Annotated in this window: 20 protein-coding genes and 1 pseudogene; 11 read left to right on the top strand and 10 right to left on the bottom strand. The window is 36.9% G+C overall.

The window, feature by feature from the left end:
- Positions 1 to 438: 438 nt before the first annotated feature.
- Positions 439 to 3,570 carry a hypothetical protein gene (locus KG732_RS09555; protein WP_213522944.1) on the top strand — a complete coding sequence of 1,044 codons (3,132 nt, stop codon included), beginning with the start codon at positions 439 to 441 and terminating at the stop codon, positions 3,568 to 3,570.
- A 118-nt stretch (positions 3,571 to 3,688) separates the two neighbouring features.
- Here the strand turns inward: KG732_RS09555 and KG732_RS09550 are convergent, their stop codons facing one another.
- A complete protein-coding gene (locus KG732_RS09550; RefSeq protein WP_213523203.1) occupies positions 3,689 to 3,937 on the bottom strand; it encodes a VF530 family DNA-binding protein in 249 nt (82 codons plus the stop codon).
- 854 nt (positions 3,938 to 4,791) lie between these two features.
- Positions 4,792 to 5,331: a histidine phosphatase family protein gene (locus KG732_RS09545; RefSeq protein ID WP_213522942.1), complete on the bottom strand. Its 540-nt coding sequence runs from the start codon at positions 5,329 to 5,331 to the stop codon at positions 4,792 to 4,794.
- 227 nt (positions 5,332 to 5,558) lie between these two features.
- Between KG732_RS09545 and KG732_RS09540 the strand changes: the two are divergent.
- The 4 genes and pseudogenes from KG732_RS09540 to KG732_RS09525 all read left to right on the top strand — a co-directional run.
- Positions 5,559 to 5,870: pseudogene (locus KG732_RS09540) on the top strand (OsmC family protein); the annotation flags it as partial.
- A 147-nt stretch (positions 5,871 to 6,017) separates the two neighbouring features.
- Positions 6,018 to 6,320, top strand: a complete 303-nt coding sequence (locus KG732_RS09535; RefSeq protein WP_213522938.1) for a YdeI/OmpD-associated family protein — start codon at positions 6,018 to 6,020, stop codon at positions 6,318 to 6,320.
- 60 nt (positions 6,321 to 6,380) lie between these two features.
- Positions 6,381 to 7,010: a superoxide dismutase family protein gene (locus KG732_RS09530; RefSeq protein ID WP_213522936.1), complete on the top strand. Its 630-nt coding sequence runs from the start codon at positions 6,381 to 6,383 to the stop codon at positions 7,008 to 7,010.
- 311 nt (positions 7,011 to 7,321) lie between these two features.
- Positions 7,322 to 8,095 carry a S1/P1 nuclease gene (locus KG732_RS09525; RefSeq protein ID WP_213522934.1) on the top strand — a complete coding sequence of 258 codons (774 nt, stop codon included), beginning with the start codon at positions 7,322 to 7,324 and terminating at the stop codon, positions 8,093 to 8,095.
- Positions 8,096 to 8,346: 251 nt separating this feature from the next.
- On the opposite strand, the gene KG732_RS09520 is transcribed toward KG732_RS09525, so the two are convergent.
- Positions 8,347 to 9,087: a DUF6503 family protein gene (locus KG732_RS09520; RefSeq protein ID WP_213522932.1), complete on the bottom strand. Its 741-nt coding sequence runs from the start codon at positions 9,085 to 9,087 to the stop codon at positions 8,347 to 8,349.
- A gap of 51 nt (positions 9,088 to 9,138) precedes the next feature.
- Between KG732_RS09520 and smpB the strand changes: the two genes are divergently transcribed.
- Together smpB and KG732_RS09510 are read left to right on the top strand one after the other, a co-directional pair.
- The gene (gene smpB, locus KG732_RS09515) at positions 9,139 to 9,603 is read left to right on the top strand and encodes an SsrA-binding protein SmpB (RefSeq protein WP_213522930.1); all 465 of its coding nucleotides are present in this window, start codon (positions 9,139 to 9,141) and stop codon (positions 9,601 to 9,603) included.
- Positions 9,604 to 10,037: 434 nt separating this feature from the next.
- The gene (locus tag KG732_RS09510; RefSeq protein WP_213522927.1) at positions 10,038 to 12,533 is read left to right on the top strand and encodes a DUF5686 and carboxypeptidase regulatory-like domain-containing protein; all 2,496 of its coding nucleotides are present in this window, start codon (positions 10,038 to 10,040) and stop codon (positions 12,531 to 12,533) included.
- 202 nt (positions 12,534 to 12,735) lie between these two features.
- Here the strand turns inward: KG732_RS09510 and KG732_RS09505 are convergent, their stop codons facing one another.
- From KG732_RS09505 to KG732_RS09490, 4 genes are read right to left on the bottom strand one after another with little or no spacing between them, the layout of a single operon-like run.
- Complete coding sequence (locus KG732_RS09505) at positions 12,736 to 12,933, bottom strand: hypothetical protein (RefSeq protein WP_213522925.1); 198 nt, start codon at positions 12,931 to 12,933, stop codon at positions 12,736 to 12,738.
- Positions 12,934 to 12,956: 23 nt separating this feature from the next.
- Positions 12,957 to 14,894 carry an OmpA family protein gene (locus KG732_RS09500; RefSeq protein ID WP_213522923.1) on the bottom strand — a complete coding sequence of 646 codons (1,938 nt, stop codon included), beginning with the start codon at positions 14,892 to 14,894 and terminating at the stop codon, positions 12,957 to 12,959.
- A gap of 6 nt (positions 14,895 to 14,900) precedes the next feature.
- Positions 14,901 to 15,827 (bottom strand): type IX secretion system membrane protein PorP/SprF, encoded by a 927-nt coding sequence (locus tag KG732_RS09495; RefSeq protein ID WP_213522921.1) that lies wholly within the window; start codon positions 15,825 to 15,827, stop codon positions 14,901 to 14,903.
- Between the two features lie 56 nt (positions 15,828 to 15,883).
- Complete coding sequence (locus KG732_RS09490; RefSeq protein WP_300980420.1) at positions 15,884 to 17,557, bottom strand: Ig-like domain-containing protein; 1,674 nt, start codon at positions 17,555 to 17,557, stop codon at positions 15,884 to 15,886.
- Between the two features lie 182 nt (positions 17,558 to 17,739).
- Here KG732_RS09490 and KG732_RS09485 point away from each other — a divergent pair, with 182 nt between their 5' ends.
- Positions 17,740 to 18,504: a CDP-alcohol phosphatidyltransferase family protein gene (locus KG732_RS09485; protein ID WP_213522917.1), complete on the top strand. Its 765-nt coding sequence runs from the start codon at positions 17,740 to 17,742 to the stop codon at positions 18,502 to 18,504.
- Positions 18,505 to 18,953: 449 nt separating this feature from the next.
- Positions 18,954 to 19,856, top strand: coding sequence for a hypothetical protein (locus KG732_RS09480; protein ID WP_213522915.1), 903 nt, complete (start codon positions 18,954 to 18,956; stop codon positions 19,854 to 19,856).
- Between the two features lie 751 nt (positions 19,857 to 20,607).
- On the opposite strand, the gene KG732_RS09475 is transcribed toward KG732_RS09480, so the two are convergent.
- The 3 genes from KG732_RS09475 to KG732_RS09465 all read right to left on the bottom strand — a co-directional run bounded on the left by KG732_RS09475 (position 20,608) and on the right by KG732_RS09465 (position 21,764).
- A complete protein-coding gene (locus KG732_RS09475) occupies positions 20,608 to 20,847 on the bottom strand; it encodes a hypothetical protein (protein ID WP_213522913.1) in 240 nt (79 codons plus the stop codon).
- Positions 20,848 to 20,851: 4 nt separating this feature from the next.
- Positions 20,852 to 21,298, bottom strand: coding sequence for a hypothetical protein (locus KG732_RS09470; protein ID WP_213522911.1), 447 nt, complete (start codon positions 21,296 to 21,298; stop codon positions 20,852 to 20,854).
- 214 nt (positions 21,299 to 21,512) lie between these two features.
- Complete coding sequence (locus tag KG732_RS09465; protein ID WP_213522909.1) at positions 21,513 to 21,764, bottom strand: type B 50S ribosomal protein L31; 252 nt, start codon at positions 21,762 to 21,764, stop codon at positions 21,513 to 21,515.
- Between the two features lie 149 nt (positions 21,765 to 21,913).
- On the opposite strand from KG732_RS09465, the gene KG732_RS09460 reads away from it, so the two are divergent.
- Both KG732_RS09460 and KG732_RS09455 read left to right on the top strand, forming a co-directional pair.
- Positions 21,914 to 22,426 (top strand): DUF4199 family protein, encoded by a 513-nt coding sequence (locus KG732_RS09460; protein ID WP_213522907.1) that lies wholly within the window; start codon positions 21,914 to 21,916, stop codon positions 22,424 to 22,426.
- A gap of 48 nt (positions 22,427 to 22,474) precedes the next feature.
- Positions 22,475 to 23,452, top strand: a complete 978-nt coding sequence (locus KG732_RS09455) for a glycosyltransferase family 2 protein (protein ID WP_213522905.1) — start codon at positions 22,475 to 22,477, stop codon at positions 23,450 to 23,452.
- Positions 23,453 to 23,600 lie beyond the last annotated feature (148 nt).

Here is a 23,600-nt window from a genome sequence, read left to right as displayed (position 1 = left end):
CGCGGGAACAATAACCTCCAAGTCTATGCTTAAATTACCGAGGCTATCCACCATGCTTTGTTCCATTTATCCTACTAAAATGTTACGCGATTGCGGCGCTCCGTGAGGTTGGCAGCATTCAACCTGCAGTTTTTGGTCATCAAATATTAACCACTACGATTTGGGGATCCTTGGAGCGCATGTTAAATGACAATTGGTATTGGATTTAAATCCATGACTTCATTGCATGATGTTTTATTGATTATTTGATGATTTTCGAATTAAAATTCCAGTAAATTATGGACTGAATAAGGTATTTGATAATAGTACATCAAAAAATTGATCCTAAAAATATGTAGTTCATGCAGATCAACTACAAAAAACCAATCCTAACAAACTACTAAAATCGTCAAGGTTTCCATTTTAGGTTTTATATTTAGAGTTTTAACAACAACTAATATGAAACATATTCTTCTCTTTGCCTTGTGCTTTATTACGGTACAAGCATTTTCCCAAAAACTAGATCTTGAATTGGTCAAAAACTTAGAACCAAGAAATATAGGCCCCGGAGGTATGTCTGGACGTGTCACTTCTATAGATGTGGTTCATGATCATCCAGAAATTATTTATGCTGGTACTGCCAGTGGCGGATTGTGGAACTCGCAAAATGGTGGGATCACTTGGGAACCTATTTTTGAAAAAGAAGCCACTGCATCTGTAGGCGCAGTAGCTGTACAGCAGTCCAACCCTAGCGTGATCTGGGTAGGAACCGGAGAAGGAAATCCGCGTAATTCATTAAATGGTGGTGCCGGGATCTACAAATCTCTCGATGGTGGTAAAAACTGGAAATTGATGGGACTAGAAAAAACACGCAACATACATCGCGTGATTATAGACCCTACCAATCCAGACATCGTATACGCAGCAGCTATAGGTTCTCCATGGGGAGTTCATCCAGAACGAGGAGTTTTTAAAACCACTGATGGCGGTAAGACATGGAAGAAAATATTATACACCAACGATATGTCTGGTGCAGCAGATCTCGTAATGGATCCTGAAAATCCTAATAAACTCATTGCTGCGATGTGGGAACACAAACGCGACCCTTGGTTTTTTAAATCTGGTGGTGAAGGTTCAGGAATGTACATTACTTATGACGGTGGAGAAAACTGGAAAAAAGTAACCGATAAAGAAGGATTACCTGAGGGAGCGTTAGGACGTATAGGAATTGCTATTGCACCCAGCAACCCTAAAGTCATCTATGCACTGGTAGAAGCAAAGAAAAATGCCTTGTACAAATCTACGGATGGCGGATTCAAATGGGATAAAATCAATGATAAAAGCGGAATCGGTAACCGACCTTTTTACTACTCCGAGATTTATGTAGACTCTCAGAATGAAAACCGCATCTATTCCGTATTTACTTACATCAACGTTTCTGATGATGGCGGTAAGAATTTTACACAACTCATGCCTGCTTACGGTGCAAATAATGGTGTCCACCCAGATCATCACGCTTGGTACATACACCCTAAAAATGGGAAGTACATAATCGATGGTAACGATGGTGGTTTGAATATTTCTCGTGATCGTGGAAAAACTTGGAGGTTTATAGGCAACCTGCCTGTCGCTCAATTTTACCATATCAATGTAGATATGGAAATTCCTTATAACGTTTATGGTGGGATGCAAGATAATGGAAGCTGGCGAGGTCCTGCTTATGTATGGAGAGCCCAGGGAATAAGAAATAGTTATTGGCAGGAGATTAGTTTTGGCGATGGATTTGATGTCATCCCAGACCCTGAAAATAATCGATTTGGTTATTCTATGAGTCAGCAAGGCTCGGTACAACGTTATGACTGGCAAACTGGTAACAACTACAGCATACAACCTACCCATCCAGATGCTGACGTAGAACTGCGTTTCAATTGGAATGCTGCGATCCAAATGGATCCTTTTGATGCTTCAACTTTGTATTTCGGAAGTCAGTTTGTACATCAATCAACAGACAAAGGATTGACCTGGAAAGTGATTTCTCCAGACTTGACCACTAACGATCCTGAAAAACAAAAACAATCAGAATCTGGCGGACTAACCATGGACGCTACAGGTGCTGAAAATCATACCACCATTCTAGTTATTGAACCTAGTGCGGTAGAAAAAGACGTGTTATATGTAGCCTCTGACGACGGCTTGGTACATGTTACTAAAAACGGTGGCGGTAACTGGGAGGATATTACTAATGGCTTAAAAGGATTGCCCAAGGGAAGCTGGATTACCCAAGTGAAGGCTTCACAAACTAAAAAAGGCCACGCGTTACTAGTGGCAAACGACTACCGCAGGTTCAATTTTGAGCCTTATGCCTACCGCACCACCAACTACGGTAAGAATTGGACGCGTATCGTAGACCAAGACGATGTAATCAGTTATGCGCTTAGTATTATGGAACATCCAGAAGAAAACAACCTGATGTTTCTTGGAACAGACGACGGCCTTTATGTAAGTATAGATGCTGGAGACAACTGGACCAAATACACCAACGGATTCCCAACGGTTTCTGTAAAAGATTTAGTGATACACCCGCGGGAGGATGATTTGATTATTGGAACTTTTGGAAGAGCTGCATGGGTGTTAGATGATTTGGAGCCTTTTACCGCTTTCGCGAAAGCGAAACAGAGAAAAGCCATCGAGTTATACGAGCCACGTACTGCCTACTTTGCTCGATACCAACAACCTACAGGAAGTAGATTTGGTGCAGACGCCATGTTTCATGGAGAAAATCGCAGCAGGCCTAACGGGAAGTTTAAATACTTCTTTGACAAAGACTTGAAAGCCAAAACAGATACCATCAAAGCTGATTCTCTTTTCTTGAAAATCTATAAAGGAGACCAATTGATCAGAACATTATCTGATAAGGCGCCAAAGGAAAAAGGGGTCAACACTTGGACGTGGAGGCTGGACGAAAAAGGAATTGATTACCCCTCTAGAACAGTAAGAGATTCTAAAAGAGAACCAGGCGGTAAAGATGTGCTCCCTGGAACTTATAGAGCGGTATTGCATTATGGAGAAATGACTAGTGAGCAAATGATCGAGGTAAAAGAAGATCCACGTATCGATGAATTCACCATGGCCGACCTTAAAGAAAAGCGAGCGGCACAAGATCAATTGCAATCTTTGATCAGCGATGTGGAAGCAGTGACTTCTCAATTGGCTAAAAACAAGGAAACATCCGATAGCTTTAAAAAGCTACTCAGCAGCCAAGATAAAAAAGCTTTTAAAGAACAAATAAAAGCCACCGATTCTATCGTAAAACAAATCGAAAAATTACAGAACAAATACTTCGGCACACCAGATGAACGTCAGGGAATCACTCGCAATCCTGAAGTAACGGTAATGAATCGTATTTACGGAGCTTCTAGTTATATAGGAAGCCGTCAGGGGGCACAAACCACTACCGAAGAACAATTGTACAATCAGGCAGCAGTTCTCGCAAGAGAAGTCAATACTGAAGCTAAAAACTTTTTAGAAAAAGAGTGGAATGCTTTTGTTACAGAAATGAAACTGGTGAGTATTGATCTGTTTAAGGACTAAGTTTTGAGTCTTTGAGTTTATGAGTTAAACCTCATGAACTTTTTAGTTACCAAGGGATGCAATTTATTGCGTCCCTTTTTTGATGGTTTAATTTTAGAACAACTGCCTAACCAAAAATTTAATCCACAAAAGTGTACACATACAAATCTTCTACTTTCTTTCTAGCCCAGTCGGTTTTTCTTAGAAATTTCAAACTGGATTTGATGCCTGGATTGGAGTTAAAGGAATTGATTCTGATGCGATCCCCTAGTTCGTCCCAACCGTAGTGATCGACGAGTTTTTCTAACATATAAGAAAGTTTGACACCGTGCAACGGGTTGTTCACCTGCTTTTTGATCTCTTTTTCTTTGATCTCCACTAGAATCATTTCTTGATCAGATAAGTTTATATCCACAGGGAATACCTCTACTTGAGTGGTGTTTCCTTTTAAAAACGACTTGCTTACTCCAACGTGATGTATGCTGTTTTCAAAATCGGCAGTAAGAATAGCTATTTTTTGATCGTTTAAGAATTCTTGGAATTCATGAACGGTTTTTTCATCTGGTAACAAAGTTCCTGTAAAGGAAGTGTTCCAATCTCCTGCATAACAAACAGCACCTTCTATTCTAACGAGGTCTTCTTTTTGTTCTACATAATCTGATTTAAAGAGCTCTTGTTTGGCACCTATGATGGTTCCATAAACATTTAAATTACCTAAAGGAGTCTCTATCATTTGGCAAACACTAGTGTAATCGTCAAAGGTGTTTACTTTATTTTTAAAAGGGTACTTGGTATATATACTCACCCTGTTTTCTCCTTCTTGATAATCCATACCATCGTGTCGCAACGGAATTTCTAAAGTGGAAATTTTCTTATACGTTCCACCTAAATAAAAATCTAGCTTTGTATTGGTAAGAATGATGATGTCAGCATCTTGCTCCAGGATCAATTGCTTGCGAGAGTTATTGATATCGCTATCTAAATTGCCTTCCAGATGATGTAGATTCCAGCTTAATATTTTCATAGGGTGTTGGTAATTGGTATTAAGTTACTCTTAATAGTAAACAATTTGAATAAACTCTCTTTACATTATTGATCAATAAGTGCTATAAAGTCTTTGATCTTTCCTCGACTCTTACAGGGGTGCACTGTTATGTTTGGTGAAATGCTTTAAGCTTTGTAAAATTGTTCTTTACTAGCGCACTTCAATTCTATTTCAAAGGTGTTTTACGCGATGGACCATTAGTCATCGTATTCCATAAAATCTATAGACTCCATAATAGCATTAGAGTTTCCATCTTTATCGATTCTTACGATAAAAAAATGATCGTAATCTGTTTCTTCTAGGTCTTTATAAACACTATCGTTTTGAAGTTCATTTGCATAAGCATTGATCGTATTGCTATGACCGAAAAGCGCTACCGTTTTACCTCTATAGGTATCTAAAAGAGAGGTGCCAGTTACTTCTCTCACATCGTAGATTTCTATGTCTAGCTTTTTTGCCTTGGCGAGTGGCGCTGCTGTGGCTTTCGTTCTTTTAAAGTCAGAAGAAATCACGTGATCTAGATCTTTTAAAAAGAAATAATTCACCCATTGCTCTGCTCTTTTCTTTCCTTTTTCAGTCAACTCAGGATCGCTACCTTGATCGGTAGCCTTCTCTGCGTGACGAATAAAATAAAAGGTGGTTACGTTTTCTTTTGCCTTTTCCTCAGGTGTTTTATCTGCATTAGAATTAAAACAAGAAACCAAGGCTAAGGAGAGTATAAAAAATATATTTTTCATGATACATAGATCTGCAGTTGTAAAAGTAAAGAATCCAATCCTAATCTATAATAATTAGCTCTATTAATAGTACTCTGATAAAAAGTCTTTATTTTTAAGCAAAACTAGGTTAATGAGCTTTGAAAAAATCAGTTTTAAAAATGCACAAGGCTATGAACTGAGCGGTAGCAGGAAGGCATTACTTTACCGCAGATGAGCCAGAAGCTGCAGGTGGAAATGATTTTGACCCTAACCCATACGAATTGCTTTCCAGCGGTCTGGCAGCCTGTACCGTAATGACCATACAGATGTATACCAAACGAAAGCAATGGAACCTAGAACATGTAGCATGTCATGTGAACTACGACAGGCAACATGCCTTAGATTGTGAAAATTGCGAACTAGAAACTGCTAAAATTGACACTTTTACAAGGGAGATCAAGTTAACTGGAGATCTGGACGATAAGCAGATTCAAAGAATATTACAAATAGCAGATAAATGCCCCGTCCACAACACCTTGCATTCAAAAAACCAAGTACTTACAAAATTGATGGATTAATAGTAGTTGAATTTGATACTCGATGAAGTAAAAATGGCGCTACAGGAGCTGTTCTTATTCCAGAAGATAGTGTTGGATAGTTAGCTCTGGGAAAATAGCCTGACGTTACATGCAGGAATAACAAAGAGGCAGGGCAGCGTTTATCTGATGTTTTCAAAAGCAAATCAAAAGAAACTAGACATCTCTCAAGGAGATTCTTTACATGTGATCATGCAAGAAGACACGAGTAACGATCAAGCACTTGTGACAGAAGAACTAGAAGCCGTTCTCCTACGGTATTACGAAGCTTATGAGGTTTTTGAAAACTTACTTCCTGGCAAACAACGCAACATCATTTTTATGATTTACAACCTAAAAGATTCTCAGAAAAGGGTTGATACCGCGTTGAATGCCATGGAAAATTTAAAAATGGGAACTCACTACCCTATAAAATTTGAGAAACTCTTGTGATAAAAAACTATAAGATATTCTTACATTTAACCTGAATTATAACTTAAAATAACCAAAAAAATGAAAAAATTAATAACAGGGATTTTTGCTTTATGCTTGACTTTAAGCATATCATCATGCAAAGAAACTAAAGAAACAGATAAGCCTAGCAATGAGACAGAAACATCTTATGAAGATGGAATGGATCATAAGGAAGGTATGAATCACGATGACCATACCATGGCCGATGGCAGCATGATGATGGGTAAAACAGTTACGGTACCTATGTCTTCAAAAAGTGGAAGTAACGTAAGTGGAACGATTAAATTTATGCAAACAGAAGGAGGTGTTACGATGAATGTAGCTCTTGAAGGATTAACTCAAGGCACACATGCGATACACCTGCATCAAAATGGAGATTGTAGTTCTGAAGATGCTAAAAGCGCTGGTGGACACTGGGATCCAACAATGAAAGATCACGGTAAATGGGGAGAAGGAATGTATCATTCTGGTGATATAGGCAACTTAGAAGTACTAGAAGATGGAAAAGCATCTCTAGAATTTACCACAGATAAATGGTGTATAGGTTGTGATGATGAAATGAAAAACATCATTGGAAAAGGAGTTATAGTGCATGCTAGTGCCGATGACTTTAAATCCCAACCTAGCGGTGCTGCAGGTGCTCGCGTAGCTTGTGGAGTAATTGAATAGTTGAGACGTATTTAAATAATTAAAGTCTGTGGATCTCTATTCACAGACTTTTTTCTGCACCTTAAACAACTATTTTTTAATTATTGCCTCACAACCTGATGTACAAATTGAAAGATGGAAAAGTAGAAATCAAACTGCATTTAGGCGCATTATTGTTCCTTACCAAGAAGAAGATGTATGTGAGGTCTAGGAATTGTCTTTTGCCTCTCAGAGCAGGACATAACTCATATCTATTTGATATAGGCATATTTTTAACGATAGGATAACTTTACAGTGAGTCTGACATCTTACCTTCGTTTAAAAATTTACTTATGCGCAAATTCTTATTATGTTCACTTATTTTATGTGTCTCGTTTCATGCCTATGCTGACGATTGGGGAAAAACAGGTCACAGAACTACTGGTGCCATTGCAGAGCAGTACCTGACTAAAAAAGCCAGAATGGCTATTGAAAAATTACTAGATGGTGAATCACTTGCACTGGTTGCTACTTATGCAGATGAGATAAAAAGTGACTCTAAATATAGGTCATATGACCCACAGCATTATGTGAATATTCCATTTGAAACTGATTATGAACATCATCCTAAAAATGAGAATGGTGATATTATACAAGCAATAGATACCTGTATCGCTGCTCTAAAATCGGATGCAGCTACTAAAGAAGAAAAAGCCTTTCAATTGCGCCTATTGATCCATTTTATAGGAGACCTGCACCAGCCACTTCACACTGGATTAAGTGAGGATAAAGGAGGTAATGATTTTAAAGTGAAATGGTTTGGAGCGGGTACTAACTTACACAGTGTTTGGGATACAAAAATGATAGAAAGCTACGGAATGTCTTATACCGAACTAGCTAACAACATGCCTAACCTGACTAGAAAGCAAGTTAAAACCATGGGGAGCGGTACTCCTAGAGACTGGCTAAAAGACAGTCGTGTAATGGTTAAAGACATCTATGCCAATACCGAAAAAGGAGCTAATCTAAGTTACCGTTATATGTATGAATACTTCAACAAGCTGCGTGATCAATTACAAAAAGGAGGTGTACGTCTTGCTGCTTTATTGAATGAGGTGTTGGGATAGTACCTGTTTAGTTGAAATTAGATTTGATTTTATTCTTATTAAAAATGGAGTTCCTACCTGTTGAAAAATAAAATGTCTAGCATTGAAATAGCCTTACACTTTGTTTGGTGTAAGGCTATTTAAGGATTAAACACATCATCATTTGCATTAGTAGGAATACCACTTCTGATAAGTAGTAAGAAGCAATAGTCTTATCTTAGAACGATATACCGCCTATTTGAAAATAAAATATTTGGGATAATTGCCTGCTTTTAATTGTTCTTAAAGCTAGCGCGTTTTAAATCAATGTCACTTACTTTAAGAAGTTCTCCTTTTTCAAACATATCATCCATCTTAGAAAGATCTGGATCTCCATTTAGAGCTTTGAAGTTGTTGTAATCTTGTAAAATTATACCGTTGATATTTCTGCGGTTCTCGCTTTCGCGAAAGCGGTAACCACATTCTTCTTCACAGTAAGAATAAGCCATATAGTCAATCAGGTGATCTTGCGTATTGATCCAATACATAAACTCATCTTCGTGATCTTCCCCCCCACCTTCTTCTTTAAAAGTTACTTGCAATTCATGATAAGCTTTTCCATTAATGGTATCTTGAGCAATGTATTGAAGCTGGATCGCCTCACCATCCAGACTATACGGAAGTTGGGCGAAATAAATAACTGAATTTAAACTTGAAGTGTAACGCGTTAAAAGTGAGTCTGCTAGTGGCAATTCCATACCGTTGCTGTAACGGGAAAAACCCTTGTTATCCAAACGGTCCAATATCGTGTCTGCCCCGATCATCAAATGACGTTGGTATACAAAACGACCATTATCCCGCTCTACAGAGTAATCAATACCTCTAAAGTTAAAAGACAAGGTTCCCTTTGCAGCAATAGTGGTACCATGAGCATTCATTGCCTGATCCATTATAGCTCGTGCATCTGGATCAGTATTGGTACAGGAAAAAAGGATTGTTGTAATCGCAAAAAGTAATAAAACATTCTTTTTCATTTCACAAAGATATAAGAGATTCTGCTATCGATTCAAGTATATTTGTTAATTATGGATTTTAAGAATAAAATAGAAATTAAGAATCGAAAAGCGCGATTTGAATACGAGCTTATTGATAAATATACCGCTGGAATAGTCCTTGCAGGAACAGAGATCAAAGCTATACGATTAGGTAAGGCCAGTATTGCTGAAGGCTTTTGCGAATTCAAGAACAATGAACTGTTCATCATCAATATGACAGTGCAGGAATATTCTCATGCGACCTATTTCAACCATGCTCCCAAAGCAGAGCGCAAGTTACTCTTGAATCGCAAAGAGCTCAAGAAACTAGAAAAAGAAGTAGCTAACTCTGGTAACACCATTATACCTTTAAAATTATTCATTAACAATAAAGGTTTTGCTAAAATAGATATCGCATTAGCAAAAGGTAAAAAACTATTTGATAAACGCGAGACCATGAAAGATCGAGATAATAAAAAACGCCTGGATCAAATAAAAAAAATGCACCGCACCTAGGCGTTGTTTTAATTCTATTAAAATTTTAATTCTATTAAAAGCACCTCGACCTATTTCTGTTGTTTTCCCTTTTGCCCTGCCAATAGCGCCAAACGTTCACCCTTTAAATGATAGATGGGGTAATATCGTTAATTCTATCTTCAGATACGTTTACTGGATTGCAACTAAATTTGAAGGGAGTTTTTTGTTGTTCTTCTCTTTTGCCGCACCAAACATTATGAAATATACAGTCGCTACGTTTTAACATCTTGCAGATAAAAACAACACCAACTTAATTGTTATCGATATCAGCTACAACCCCATAAACGCAACTGAAAAACACTCTCTCTATTCAGGCAACTTTATTACATTTATAACGTCTTAACAATAGGTAATGATCATTAACACCTACACTGACAAAAGCTTTATTAATTTGCACTCCAACCACCGACCAAATGAATTTTATTACTAAAACTGCTATTTCCTTTATTATTGCTTTGCTGGTTTCTGCTTTCGCGAAAGCGCAACTCACAGGTACCTTATCGGACTCGAGCAATGAGCCTATAGCTTTTGCCTCCATCTACATCAAAGGCACTTATACAGGAACAACAACCAATCAAAATGGGAGTTACACGCTGAAATTAGCGGAATTCAAGACCTACGAGATCGTTTACCAGTCCTTAGGATACCGGCCCAAAACCATTTCTGTCGCTTTTACAAAGAATGGACAGGTGCAAAACATAGTACTAGAAGAAGAAATTGCCTCGTTAGACACTGTGGTGATCAATTCTAATGAAAACCCAGCAGACCGCGTCATACGTGAAGCTATTGCCAACAGAGAAGCCAATAGAAAGAAATTTTCCAGCTACAAAGCAGACTTTTACTCCCGTGGTATCTGGCGTTTGGAAGATGTACCTGAAAAATTTTTAGGACAAGAAATAGGCGACTTAGAAGGATCTTTGGACTCCGTATCTCGTAGCGGTGTGATTTACCTATCTGAAACAGTTTCTAAAATCGCTTATGAAGCGCCTGATCATTTTAAGGAACGTATTATTGCCAGTAAAATATCTGGAGACGATAACGGCTTTAGTGCTAATAGTGCCGAGAGCGCAAACTTTGATTTTTACAACAACACTATAGATCTCAATAACCGCATCGTCTCTCCTATCGCAGACTATGCTTTTAGCTATTACAAATACAAGTTACTAGGTACTTTCTATGATGAGAACCAATTCTTGATCAATAAAATAGAGGTGATCTCACGACGTCCTAAGGACACTACTTTTAATGGAATCCTATATATCGTTGAAGATCAATGGACCATTTACGGCTTGGAAATGAGCACCCTAGGCGAAAACATCAACGTACCAGCCATCGAGAAGCTCACCTTTAATCAAGACTTTACTTATGAGCCTAGTAGTGGCGATTGGGTAAAACGTTCCCAGAGTATTGATTTTAAATTTGGCTTTTTTGGATTTAAAGGAAATGGTAGGTTCCTCGCCAATTATACCAATTATGATTTTAAGCCAGCTTTTGATAAAAAGTCCTTTGGTGCAGAGGTGTTGAGTTTTGAAAAAGATGCTAATAAAAAAGACAGCAGTTATTGGAATCAAAAACGACCCGTTCCACTCACGCTAGAGGAAGATAAAGAGTATGTAAAAAAAGACAGCATCGCTACAGTGCGCAACGACCCCAAATACAAAGACAGTGTAGATCGGGTCAATAATAAGTTCAAGATCTTAGATCCTTTAAATGGGTATACGTATAGAAACAGCGAGAAAAATGAAAGGTGGAGCTATGATGGACTGTTGGGCCCAGGTTCTTTTAAAGGCTTTAATACGGTGCAAGGTCATGTGATCGGGACAGCACTGAGCTATTCCAAAGGTTATGATGACGATTACAACCGCAATCTTTATGTGAATGCAGCTATCAATTACGGGATTTCAGACGACCGATTGAGGTATACGCTAAACGCCAATTACAGATTCAACAGAACCAACAGAAGAACTATTTCCTTATCTGCGGGTACAGAAGCGCGACAAATCAATAACTCAGAACCTATCAGTACGCTAGAAAACACCCTTTCTAGTCTGGCATTTGAACGTAATTTTGCCAAATTCTACGAAGTGAATTTTGCTGGAGCAAGCTTTTATGAGGAAGTCGCAAACGGGTTTTTCTTAACGGCAAGTGCTAATTATGAGAGAAGGCAGCCGCTTCAAAACACTACAGATCAGGTGTGGTTTAAACAAAGTGATGTAGATTATACCAGTAACAACCCTGTCGCGCTAGACAACAACCGTTTTGCCTCTATAACCGAGCACGAGCTATTTAAAGTTGGCCTTGCGGTTACTATACGTCCTGGACAGAAGTACCAGAGCTACCCAGACCAGAAGTTCAACATACGCAATGAAAAATACCCGACTATTTCTTTGAGGTATGAAGGTGGTATAGGAGCAAATGACAGTCGCAATAACTTTCACCAGTTCAGTGCCAACCTTTACCAAAGCTTTGACATGGGCAACTTAGGCCGCAGCAGTTACTGGGTAAATGGCGGTACGTTTCTCAATGGAGAGGACATCTCTTTTGTGGACTACCAGCATTTTAATGGCAACAGGTTGCGCTACAAGTTAGCCGCCTTGAATCCTTATGGTTTTGGCTTATTGAATTACTACGATTACAGCACCAACTGTGATTATGCACAATTCCATCTTCAGCACGATTTTAAAGGTTTTGTACTGGGTAAAATCCCTGGATTGAACCAATTGAACTACGATCTGATTCTAAGCGGTAAGGCACTATTTACAGAGCTCAAGCCCTATTTTGAGGCCAGTGCTGGGATTGATAACATCGGTTTGGGCAAGTTCCGACCATTTCGTGTGGATTATGTGTACAGCATGACCAGCGGTAGAAGTTATGGCGCCTTTGTGGTAGGGATAAATTTCGGGTTGTAGTATGTTGTTTTTTCCGCTTTCGCGAAAGCGAGATCATCAGGTAAAAAATTAAAAAAAATAGAATGAATTGCAATAAATGTGGCTCAGATAAAATCATTCCAGATCTAAGAATTAGGGATCATGCACCTGGAACTATGGAAATGAATTTATCCATGTTTGGGCCTAACTAATAGTTACAGATCATTTAGAACTAGACAAATTGTTAATTTGATTCTTTATCAACCAAATCATCAATGAATTTGCTGTGATTTGGATAGCACCTTTTTAATAAATTAACCAAATTGATATGAGGGCGATTTTTTTTCATTTTAACAAGCTGCTGATAAAATTTTATTATCTCCTTTTCATCAACTTGCAGATCTACAGGTAATTGCTTGATACTCTTTTTAGAGAATTTCATAACTATAGATTTGGTTTAAAATGTTAATTAATAATAAAAAATTCAGAGCGGCGGTTGGCTTGGTGTTGTTCCTTCGAACACTTTAAACCATCTACACACTCGTTTAACAGTTTTGACTCACCATAACCGTGTGCAGTTAATCGCTTTGGTGCAATGCCATGAGTAATCAACCATTCTCTAGTCGCGTCGGCTCTTCTTTGCGATAATTTTTGATTATACACTGATGAACTTCGGCTATCGGTATGCGAGCGAATATCGATTCGTATTTGAGGATACTCCTTCATTATATCCACAATTTTTTGTAATTCCAAAGCTGCATCTGTTCGAATAAAATGTCTGTCTAAATCAAAGTAAATGACTGGGATTGATAGTATTTTAGATAAATCTACCTCTACTATCTCTAATTCTTTTTTCTTTAGCGCATATACAACCGTTGTTTCTTTTTCTTTAACTATTAAAGGTTCATCATAGGGATCAACATCAGGGTGGGTAATTGTAATAAAATAATTTTTGCCTTGTTCTAAATCGGTAAACAGAAACTTACCGTCAACAGCCGCTGTCTGTGTAATTTTGTTTTTAAATTCATCAAATAATGTTACTTGCGCTGCTAGCGATGTGCGTGAGACTTCTTCAAGTACTGTTCCTGATACGTTACATAATTTAGGAATTTTTAAAGATTTAAAGCTGTAGATATCATCTTTTCCTAGATTGTCTTCGGCACGATTAGACGTAAAAAAACCGTCTTGTAGTGTGTCTTTAAATATAAGTCCAAAATCGTCTTGGGTTGAATTTATTGGAACGCCAAAAGTTTTTATTTCTTTTTTTTCACTATCAAGATGCACATAATATAAATCCAATCCTCCTAATCCTGCTCGGGCATCTGAAGCAAAAATGAGCACATTATCATTGGTTACAAACGGAAAAGTTTCTCTACCTTCTGTATTGATGTTATCTCCTAAATTCTCGGGTTTACCGAAGGTATCGTTATCAAGAATAGCTACTTTGTAAATGTCCGACAAACCTTTTGAACCGGGTTGATTTGATGAAAAGAATAATTCTTTTTCATCGGCGGATAATGCAGGGTGTGCACATCCGTAATTATCACTGTTAAACGGAAGTTCTTCTACGTTTCCCCATTTTTTTCCGTCATAGGTAGCTTTGTATATTTTTAATAAAACCGAATTTAACGTATCGGTCTTTGCTTTATTTTTCAATTGATTATTTCTAGTGAAATACATTGTTTTACCGTCTTTAGTAAATACTGCCGAAGATTCGTTATAATATTTATTAATTTCACCGTTTAGTGCTTTTGGGGCAGAAATGCTATCCTTTTCATGGCTACCTTTTTTATGTAATCGAGTTGCTAAAAATAAATTAGTATAAGCCTCCCCAGTCCAAACGTGTTTGCTAAGCATGGCTTTTTGTGTTGCGCGAGTAGAACTGAAGACGATAGCGCTATCTCCTAAAAAAGCAGGTGAAAAATCTGAATTAGCACTATTTATTCCTGCGTTGCTAATTTTACTTGTGGTAGGCGATTCCTTAATGTTTTTTAAGTAATCTTTATTAGCAGCATACACCTTAAAACGCAAATCATTTGGGTATTTCTCACCCATTTGCAACATAATTTGATCAGCCCTAGTATACTCTTGTCGTGTTTTTAAAGTACTGACATATTTGCTGTAAGTGTTTGCTGATACATCTTTGGTAAATTGAAATAACGAATCATACCATCGTTTTGCAGATGCAAATTCAGCTCTGTAAAAATATGCATTAGCTAAATTTTCTAGCATTTCTTTTGATTTGTGACCATCTTTTGCAAGCTCTTCATAAATATTTATCGATTCACCGTAGGCTAATTGATTATATTTTTTTTGAGCCACATCTATTTTATGTTGTTGAGCCAAAACTTTAGATCCAGCAATTAATAAAACTAACAGGAAATATATAATTTGTTTTTTCATACTATTTTAAAAAAATCGAGGTGATACTACTTGTTTCTTTCTACTGAATTCATAACGTAAAAACAATTCATGTGATCCTGAATTATAGTTTACTAAATTGGTTACTTCACTATCATAGCCATAGCCGATAAACATATTATCATTTACCTGAAATCCTGCCAACAAACTTATGGAAGCATCCCAACGATAAGCCATTCCTAATGTAAATTTTTCATTAAATAAAAAATTAGCTGATACATCTATTTGCAATGGAGCACCCTCAACTATTTTAGCCAAAAAAGCAGGTTTAAACTGTATCCAGTAATCAACATCATAAACATGACCTAACATTAAATGATAGTGCATTCGTTCTTTAGCTACCGATGTCGCGCCTAGACTCGTTTGTCCTTTATCAAAATGGGAAGTCTCTAAAAAATTTGGAACAGATAACCCTATATAAGTTCGACTTGAATACCAATAAATTCCAACTCCAAAATTTGGAGAAAATCTGTTATCGATATTGTATTGCGACAATGCATCGCCGGTGTTATAAATATTTAATTTAGTAAAATCAACATTTAGTAAATTTACTGTTGATCGCAGTCCAAAAGCTAACTTAAAATTTTCTGAAGTTGGCACCGTATAAGATACATCTAAAGATATAGTACTTTCGTTAGATGGACCTATAGCGTCGTTCATTACATTTACACCCATGCCTAAATTGGTATCACGTATAGGACCGTGAATCGAAAATGTATTAGTTGTCGGTGCGCCAACTAAACCTACCCACTGAGTCCTATGCATACTAAATATACTTGTAATACCTCTAGATCCTGCATATGCAGGGTTAATATTCATTGTATTGTACATATAATTTGTAAACTGAGCATCCTGTTGACCGAAAGCAAGTATACCAACGTTTAAACTAAAAAATAAAACTAAAATTCTTTTCATTTTGATCTTCTTTAAAAAAGTATTGCAAAAAAACATGACAGTCGTATTAAGTTTTTCTATCTGGTCAGATATAAATATCCTACGCGTTCTTTCCAAATGTCATTAGTATTTTTATATCTCAAAATGTACCAATAAGTTCCAACAGGTAACTCTGCAGATGTATTAATCGTTGCTCTTCCTTGTGAAACGCCCCTGAAAAAGTTGCCGTTTTGTCCATAGCCATTACATGCATATACCTTAACACCCCATCTGTTATAAATCTCTATGTTGTTATCTGGATATAACTCAATATTCCGAATTACCAAAACATCATTATCACCATCATCGTTTGGTGTCACTAATGTAAATACCTCCAAATCATCTTCTGATGGTTGATTGTTATTAATCTCCAAATAATCAGGGATGCCATTGTCGTTAGAATCCAATGGTTTTGTTGGTTCTGGACCTATCTCTTGTCCATTGGTTAAACCATCACCATCACAATCCCCTTCCAAAAATTCTTCTGATAGTGGTAAAGTTATGCTTAAAGGATCAGATGAACAGGGATCTTGTGGATCGGTCCCATCTAATATTTCATCTAAATTAATTACTCCGTCACCGTCGCAATCTAATAAATCCCATATTGGACTGTCTAGTATCTGATTTGCTATTACTAAAGAGCAAGGGTCTAATAGATCTGTTCCATCTAAAATCTCTTGCCCATTAGTTACACCATCGCCATCACAATCTCCATCTAACCACTCTTGTGACACTAATAATAAATCTTGACTTTCATAATTAAATAAACAGGGGTCATTAAGATTTGTACCATCTATAAGCTCTTGTCCATTGGTTACTCCGTCACCATCACAATCTAAATTAAACCATTCTGGAGATGCCAGAGATACATCTTGACTTTCAGGATCGAATGAACAAGGATCATTAGGGTCTGTACCATCTAATATTTCCTGTAAGTCAAAAACACCATCTCCATCAGAATCACCAGATTGTACAACGATATAAAGCGTTGCCTCTGTACAGTTTGCGGGCGTGTTATCGTCGCATACCGTGTACACTACTTCCACTGTACCTGTAAATCCAGGTGCTGGTGTGAATGTGTAAGTTCCATCGGCGTTAAATACAAGCGTACCTTCCCCAGCAGTTGGTCCTTCCACCAAACTGGCAGTCAAAGTTGCGGTGGCATCCGTACTGTTGTCGTTGTCTAACACATTGCCTCCAACACTGGTGGTGCCATCTGGACTCGCAATCACTGAAACATAATCGTCTGATGCTGTCGTTTGCGGTGCTGCACCTTGCGGTAAAGTCGTTACGTAAACCGTAGCTTCCGAACAGTTTGGCGGTGTTACTGTATCGCAAACAGTGTATGTAAAACTATCCGTTCCAACATAGCCAGCATTTGGTGTATAGGTAACTGTTCCGTCAGCATTCACAGTAACTGTTCCATTTGTTGGAGCTGTTACAACCGCTACTGAACCAGTATTCAATGCACCGCCGATATTACCTGCCGCGTCATTTACCAACACATCAATCACAACTGATGTGTTAAATCCTGCTGTCGCAACATCTGGATTAACAACCGGTTCATTATCCTGAGCCATTGGATCCAAAACCGTAATTTGTAATGGAACTTCTGGACAGTTTACCGTTTGTCCCGGTGCACATGTTGGAACCAAGAACGTGTAAACGCCTGGTGTTGTGCCAACAAATGTATACGTACCGTCCGCATTCATGGTCAACGTACCACCCGTTGGATTAGTTGTCGCAGCAACTGCTGGACCGTACCCGCAATTTTTTAAGTATGCGCATTCATAAGGTCATTACTTCTGTAAAACCAATTTATGAACTAGGATTTAAGCGTATCTTTGCTGCTTTCTAAATTGGTATATTCCACAGTACTTTTCTATGACATTACATGTCCAAATTACCCCAAGAGCATAAGTTTATTGATCTTTCCGATTATGGAAGACCAGTAGCAAGAATGATCGCCAACTCTTTAAAAAACACTTCGTGCACTCCTGTTCAGGTGACTATAGGTTTTATCATATCAGGACTCAGTGCTATTTATTGTATTCTACAGGAATATTTTTGGTTGGCTGCATTCTTTTTGATTTTCAAATCCATCCTTGACGCTGCAGATGGTGAACTGGCTCGAGTAAAACAAAAACCATCCTACACCGGTCGCTATTTAGATTCTGTTGCAGACATTATACTAAACGCGCTGTTTTTCCTTTCTATATGGTTCATTACAGATACTCCTTTATGGATTTGTATTGGTGCATTTTTAGGATTGCAATTGCAGGGAACACTATACAATTACTACTATGTAATTTTGCGAAATAAATTTGATGGGGATACCACCAGTCGGGTGTTTGAAACCAAAACACCGGTAGCATTAAAAGGAGAGCATCAACAACATGTAAATATTCTTTTTCGTTTGTACGTATTTTTCTATGGTGCTTTTGACAAAGCTATATATGCCCTAGATACTAATGCAGGTACTGGTAAAATATTTCCCAAATGGTTAATGACGAGCATCTCTACTTTTGGTCTAGGGTTTCAATTATTACTCATTTCTATCTTTCTGGTAGGAGGCTTTAAATCTGTTATACTGCCTTTCTTTTTAGGATACACCGTCATGGTCTTTGTTTTTATTGGAATACGGAAAACCTTTTATTAAAACGGTTTTAGGTCATTTAAATGAACCACATTTATTTATAAATCTCAATACCAAATAGCCTCTCTCAGCATAGCTCGGTTTGCAGCGTTTCCTTCTAGCCCACTTATTTGAGCCTTTGTTGTAATAAGAAAAACCTACAGGTTCTGTTATAGACAATATTGTTTGATAACCCCCACTTTCTAGTCATTAGTGTATTCAACTATGAACAATTCTTCGGGTTCACTGATCCTTATAAACACCCACAATTACTTAAGAACTATAAATTGAATCTAGAAAAAAACCTTTTAAAACAGGGAGCTCTCGGTCTCAGTTGTTATAAATTCCTGATCCAAAATACCTAAATAGATGTGAGATATTACCTAAAAATTTATAACTTTTTTAATAAAAAAAATAGTTTATATTAGTTCTAACGACATATCTAATAGGTATTATTTAAAAAGAGGTGAAAAATGCTAAAAAATAAAGTGCTATTTCTATTTCAAAAGTTTTTTTCTGATGAGACACGGGAACGAACAGAAAAGGTGATTCTCAATCTTGCACTACTCAGTTTTTTCATTCATCTAGTAGTGATTTATTTATTCAAGTTTGATTTTATAGCGTTATCAATTGATACAGAATTATTAATGAACCCTATATCAGCGGTTTATACTCCGTTTTCATTTATACTTATCTACGAGGTTTACTTGCTTATTTATTATTTACCTAAGTCCATCACAACATACATTACTAAGCAGTATGAAATAATAACCTTGATCATTATTCGCAAATTATTTAAAGATTTAGCGTCTCTAGAACTTTCTTCAGAATGGTTTGAAATAAAAGGAGATTTACAATTTACTTATGATCTAATAGGGTCCTTAGTGTTGTTTTACTTGATATTTTTATTTCAAAAGCAGGGCAGAAGAAAATTGATTCAAGAAAATGAATCAAAGCCTCGAGTAGAAAACTTCATTTATAAGAAAAAAATAATCGCTGTTGTTTTGGTGCCATTATTTTTTATTATGGCTTTGTATACCCTGACCACTTGGGCGATAGGTTTTACGTTAACGCCTAACGATCTTGCACCTTTTGAAAGTATCAACAACCTATTCTTTGATGAATTTTTTACCGTCCTTATTTTAGTTGATGTCGTTCTTCTTTTGATATCATTATTTTATACTGATCAATTTCATAAGATCATTAGAAACTCTGGATTTATCATATCTACCATTTTAATAAGGATGTCATTTGGAGTAAACGGTGCGATAAGCACTATCCTAATTGTAGTGGCTGGCCTTTTTGGACTTGCTATGATTACTGTTCACAATAAATATGAAAAAGATATGCTTAGTAAAGGAACTAATAAAGCATAACTTCTTCAAGTAGGGTATCAGAAAACGAGTAGATTTATATTTACACTTTTACCCCTTTTATTAGGGGCCTTAGATCTATTAAAACCCTTTTAAAGAAATCCAACCATTTATCTAACTCAACTAATTATACTATTTTCATTTAAAATACTTCTAGAATAAAGAAACAGAAAATAAATGATCTGGTATGATTTAAAAGCCTTGTTAGGACGGGACAGTTTGTGTAGTCCTAAATAAACGATACAGATTATTAAAGATTAAATTTATTATTTAAATCTCATTGAAGCTAGCTTCAATGAGATTTTTTGATTTGTACTGTTTTCATTTTAAGTTTATTCTGTTTGCATCTGCTGTGGTGTTAGCATATAGTTTGATAAATGTGGTCTTATATTATAAATACCAGCAGCTTCTTCCAGTCTTTTCTTTATTTCTAAAGATTTGACTTTTTGCTACATCAAACTCTGTTTGAGTATTCCACTCGTTCTGAACTGTTTCGTACGGATCGTACTTTTCAGTATACTAGGTTTAATAGCATGCTGTTTAAGTAGGTTCTTGGTATTCATTAGAGCAATATTGTAATCCTCTATCAGAATGATGAATAAGTGGTTGATCTTTATACTTTCTATTATTCAAGGCCATTTCAAGAGCTTGTAGTGTTCCATTAACAGAAAGACTGCTGAGACATTATATCCTACGATTTCTTTTTGAATAAGCATCAGTTATTAATGCTAGATAGGATGGGTTTTCTCAGTCCCTAATAAGTGATATCACTAACCCATACTTGTTCTGGTTTATTAATCACCATATTACAAACAACGTTTTTATGCTTTCTAAAGCGATGATGTGAGTCTGTGGTTATATGATAGGATCTCTTAGGTTTTATAAGCATATGATTTGCTCTGAGTATTCTAAATAATTTATCTCTTCCTACATTTATAGCAGAGAGTTTATCTTTCAACATATGATATAGCTTTCTAGTGCCTAGTTTAGGCATTATACTACGTATAGCCCTGACAGCTCAATAACTTGTTGTGAGATATGTTGTTTTTGAGTTCTAGATTTAATGGCTCGGATAAATATACCTGTCTGTCCAGCCCAAGTAAGTTACAGGTGGAAACTATTGTTTCTTCTTGATCTTCTTTGAAGCGTTCAATAACCGGGCGTGTAATTTTTCTGGATAGCGATGTCCATATTCTTTCTCTGCCATATCCAACTAGCATATCAAAGATGATTACCTTCTTATCAGCTCTTTCTGCAAGATGTTCAGCTCGAGCCTTTTGCTTTTCCAAAAGTTTGACTTTTGCCTCTAGTTCTATGATTCTTTGTTCTGGTGTTTTTGCCATGGTCACAACGGATAGGTTCTCCCAATCAAAGGTACCATATTTTCTGAGCCATGTGGTAATCGTTGACCTGGCTTGAATGCCATACTTAAGGTGAGCAGACAACCTGTCTAATTGACCAGACTCAATTTCTTCGACTATTTGAAGCTTAAAAAGAGCGAGTAGTCTTTTTGGGTTCTTTTTGCATAACCCTTCTTTACTGACTTGTTCATTACACTAAATTTTAGTGTATCGCTATTTTAGGACGGGACAGTTGTTAAAATAAAAACGCCCAGCTACTAGCTAGGCGTTTTTTAAGTAAAATAAAATTCTAAGAAAATTACTTCTTAAATTTTGAGTATTTATTTTTAAATTTATCAATACGACCTGCGGTATCGATGAGTTTGCTCTCTCCCGTGTAGAATGGGTGAGATGTACGAGAAATTTCCAATTTGATCAATGGATATTCTGTTCCTTCAAAATCGATGGTCTCACTAGTATTTGCAGTAGATTTGGTAATGAAAATCTCTTCATTAGACATATCCTTAAACGCTACTAATCTATAATTCTCTGGGTGTATTCCTTTTTGCATGACTTAAATCTTATTCTTTTGCGGCTGCAAATTTACTTATTTTTCTTTAAATAACAACCTTTTGATTCCAAATTAATTTAAAACAAAGGTAAGCCTTAAAACCACACTTCCTAGCTTTATATTTGCGTTGTTATTTAAAACCTATTTTTGTGGAACAAACGATCAAGAGAAACTCTTTTATTTTAGGATTTGCAGGAGCTTTAGTAACCCTAGCCGTTTATATGTACATGTGGCAGGCCCAAGATTATTTAAATCCGCTATTCAACACCTCTATATATATTTACCCTATCTTTTTTGGCGTGATTTCGCAAATATGGGCCAGAATAACTATGAAAGGCAACGTTTCTTTTAAACAGGTTATATTAGCTTACTTTATCTGTATTGTTCTTATTTTTCTGACAGAATCAGTTACTTATTACCTTTTACTCAACCATATAGATACCAACGCCAAAGAAATTTTATTAGAAGCATGGCGAGGTATTAATGACAAGAGTCAGAGCAATCTAGCTCAAGTAAACGTGTTTAAAGAGCCTGCTTTTTCTTTGTCAGAATTTGCCTTAGGCTTTGCTACAAAAACACTGATGTTTACGGTCCCTGGACTCATTACTGGACTAATAATAAGTAAGATTCCGCGTAGGGTATCTAACAAAATACCAGAATAAATTATAAGAAGCGATTTATCTTTGTGCTTCCAAAAACTTTTAAACCCATTGCAAAAAACAGCTCTTTCCATTGTCATACCGCTTCTTAATGAGGCAGATTCGCTTGCAGAATTACAGGCGTGGATCGATAGCGTCTTAGAAAGTAGCCAATTATCTTACGAGGTTATTTATATAGATGATGGAAGTACCGATTCCAGTTGGGATGCTATCAGTGAGCTTTCGCGAAAGCGAAATGAAAATCAAAATCCTAATCGAATTAAAGGTATTAAGTTTCAAAAGAATTACGGGAAGTCTCAGGCCTTGCACGCAGGTTTTGAACTCGCTCAAGGAACCGTAGTTATTACCATGGATGCAGATCTTCAAGATTCTCCAAATGAGATCCCAGAGTTGTATCAAATGATTACAGAAGGGAACTTTGATCTTGTCAGTGGCTGGAAAAAGAAACGATACGATAGTGTTCTTTCTAAAAACTTACCCAGCAAACTTTTTAATTGGGCAGCCCGCACAACCAGCGGTGTAAAACTCAATGATTTCAATTGCGGCTTAAAAGCCTACAAAAGTGAAGTCGTAAAAAACATAGATGTTCACGGAGAGATGCACCGTTATATTCCAGTTTTGGTCAAAAACGCTGGATACAAAAAGATTACTCAAAAAGAAGTGGTTCATCAAGCACGGAAATACGGCAGTACCAAATTTGGCTATGAACGTTTCATTAATGGCTTTTTAGACTTGATTACCATCGCCTTTATTTCAAAATACGGGAAACGACCTATGCACCTTTTTGGTAGCTTAGGGGTTATTATGTTTTTGATAGGCTTTGTAATTGCAGGCTACGTAGGCAGTTCCAAGCTCTACCGCATGACATACGATCTTCCTTACAGTTTAGTGACAAATAACCCTTGGTTTTTTATAGCCTTGACCAGCATGATACTAGGAACCCTTTTTTTTATTGCGGGATTTTTAGGAGAACTCATATTGAGAAATAGCCATCAAGGAACTCGCTATAAAGTGGCAGAAGAAATTTAGTAAGCAGTAGGCGGGCTGTTTTACAGCAAGCTGTAAATTGGAGTAGGCAGTCACTACTTCCTACAGCACACAGAAGGCGTATTCCATTTTGCTTACTCAACTATCAATGCCATCTACTGCCTACTCACATTTGTGAGCATAGCAAACA

This window comes from Nonlabens sp. (assembly GCF_018401815.1).
In the GTDB taxonomy this organism is placed as follows: domain Bacteria; phylum Bacteroidota; class Bacteroidia; order Flavobacteriales; family Flavobacteriaceae; genus Nonlabens.
This window is presented reverse-complemented; position numbering and strand designations above follow the sequence as displayed.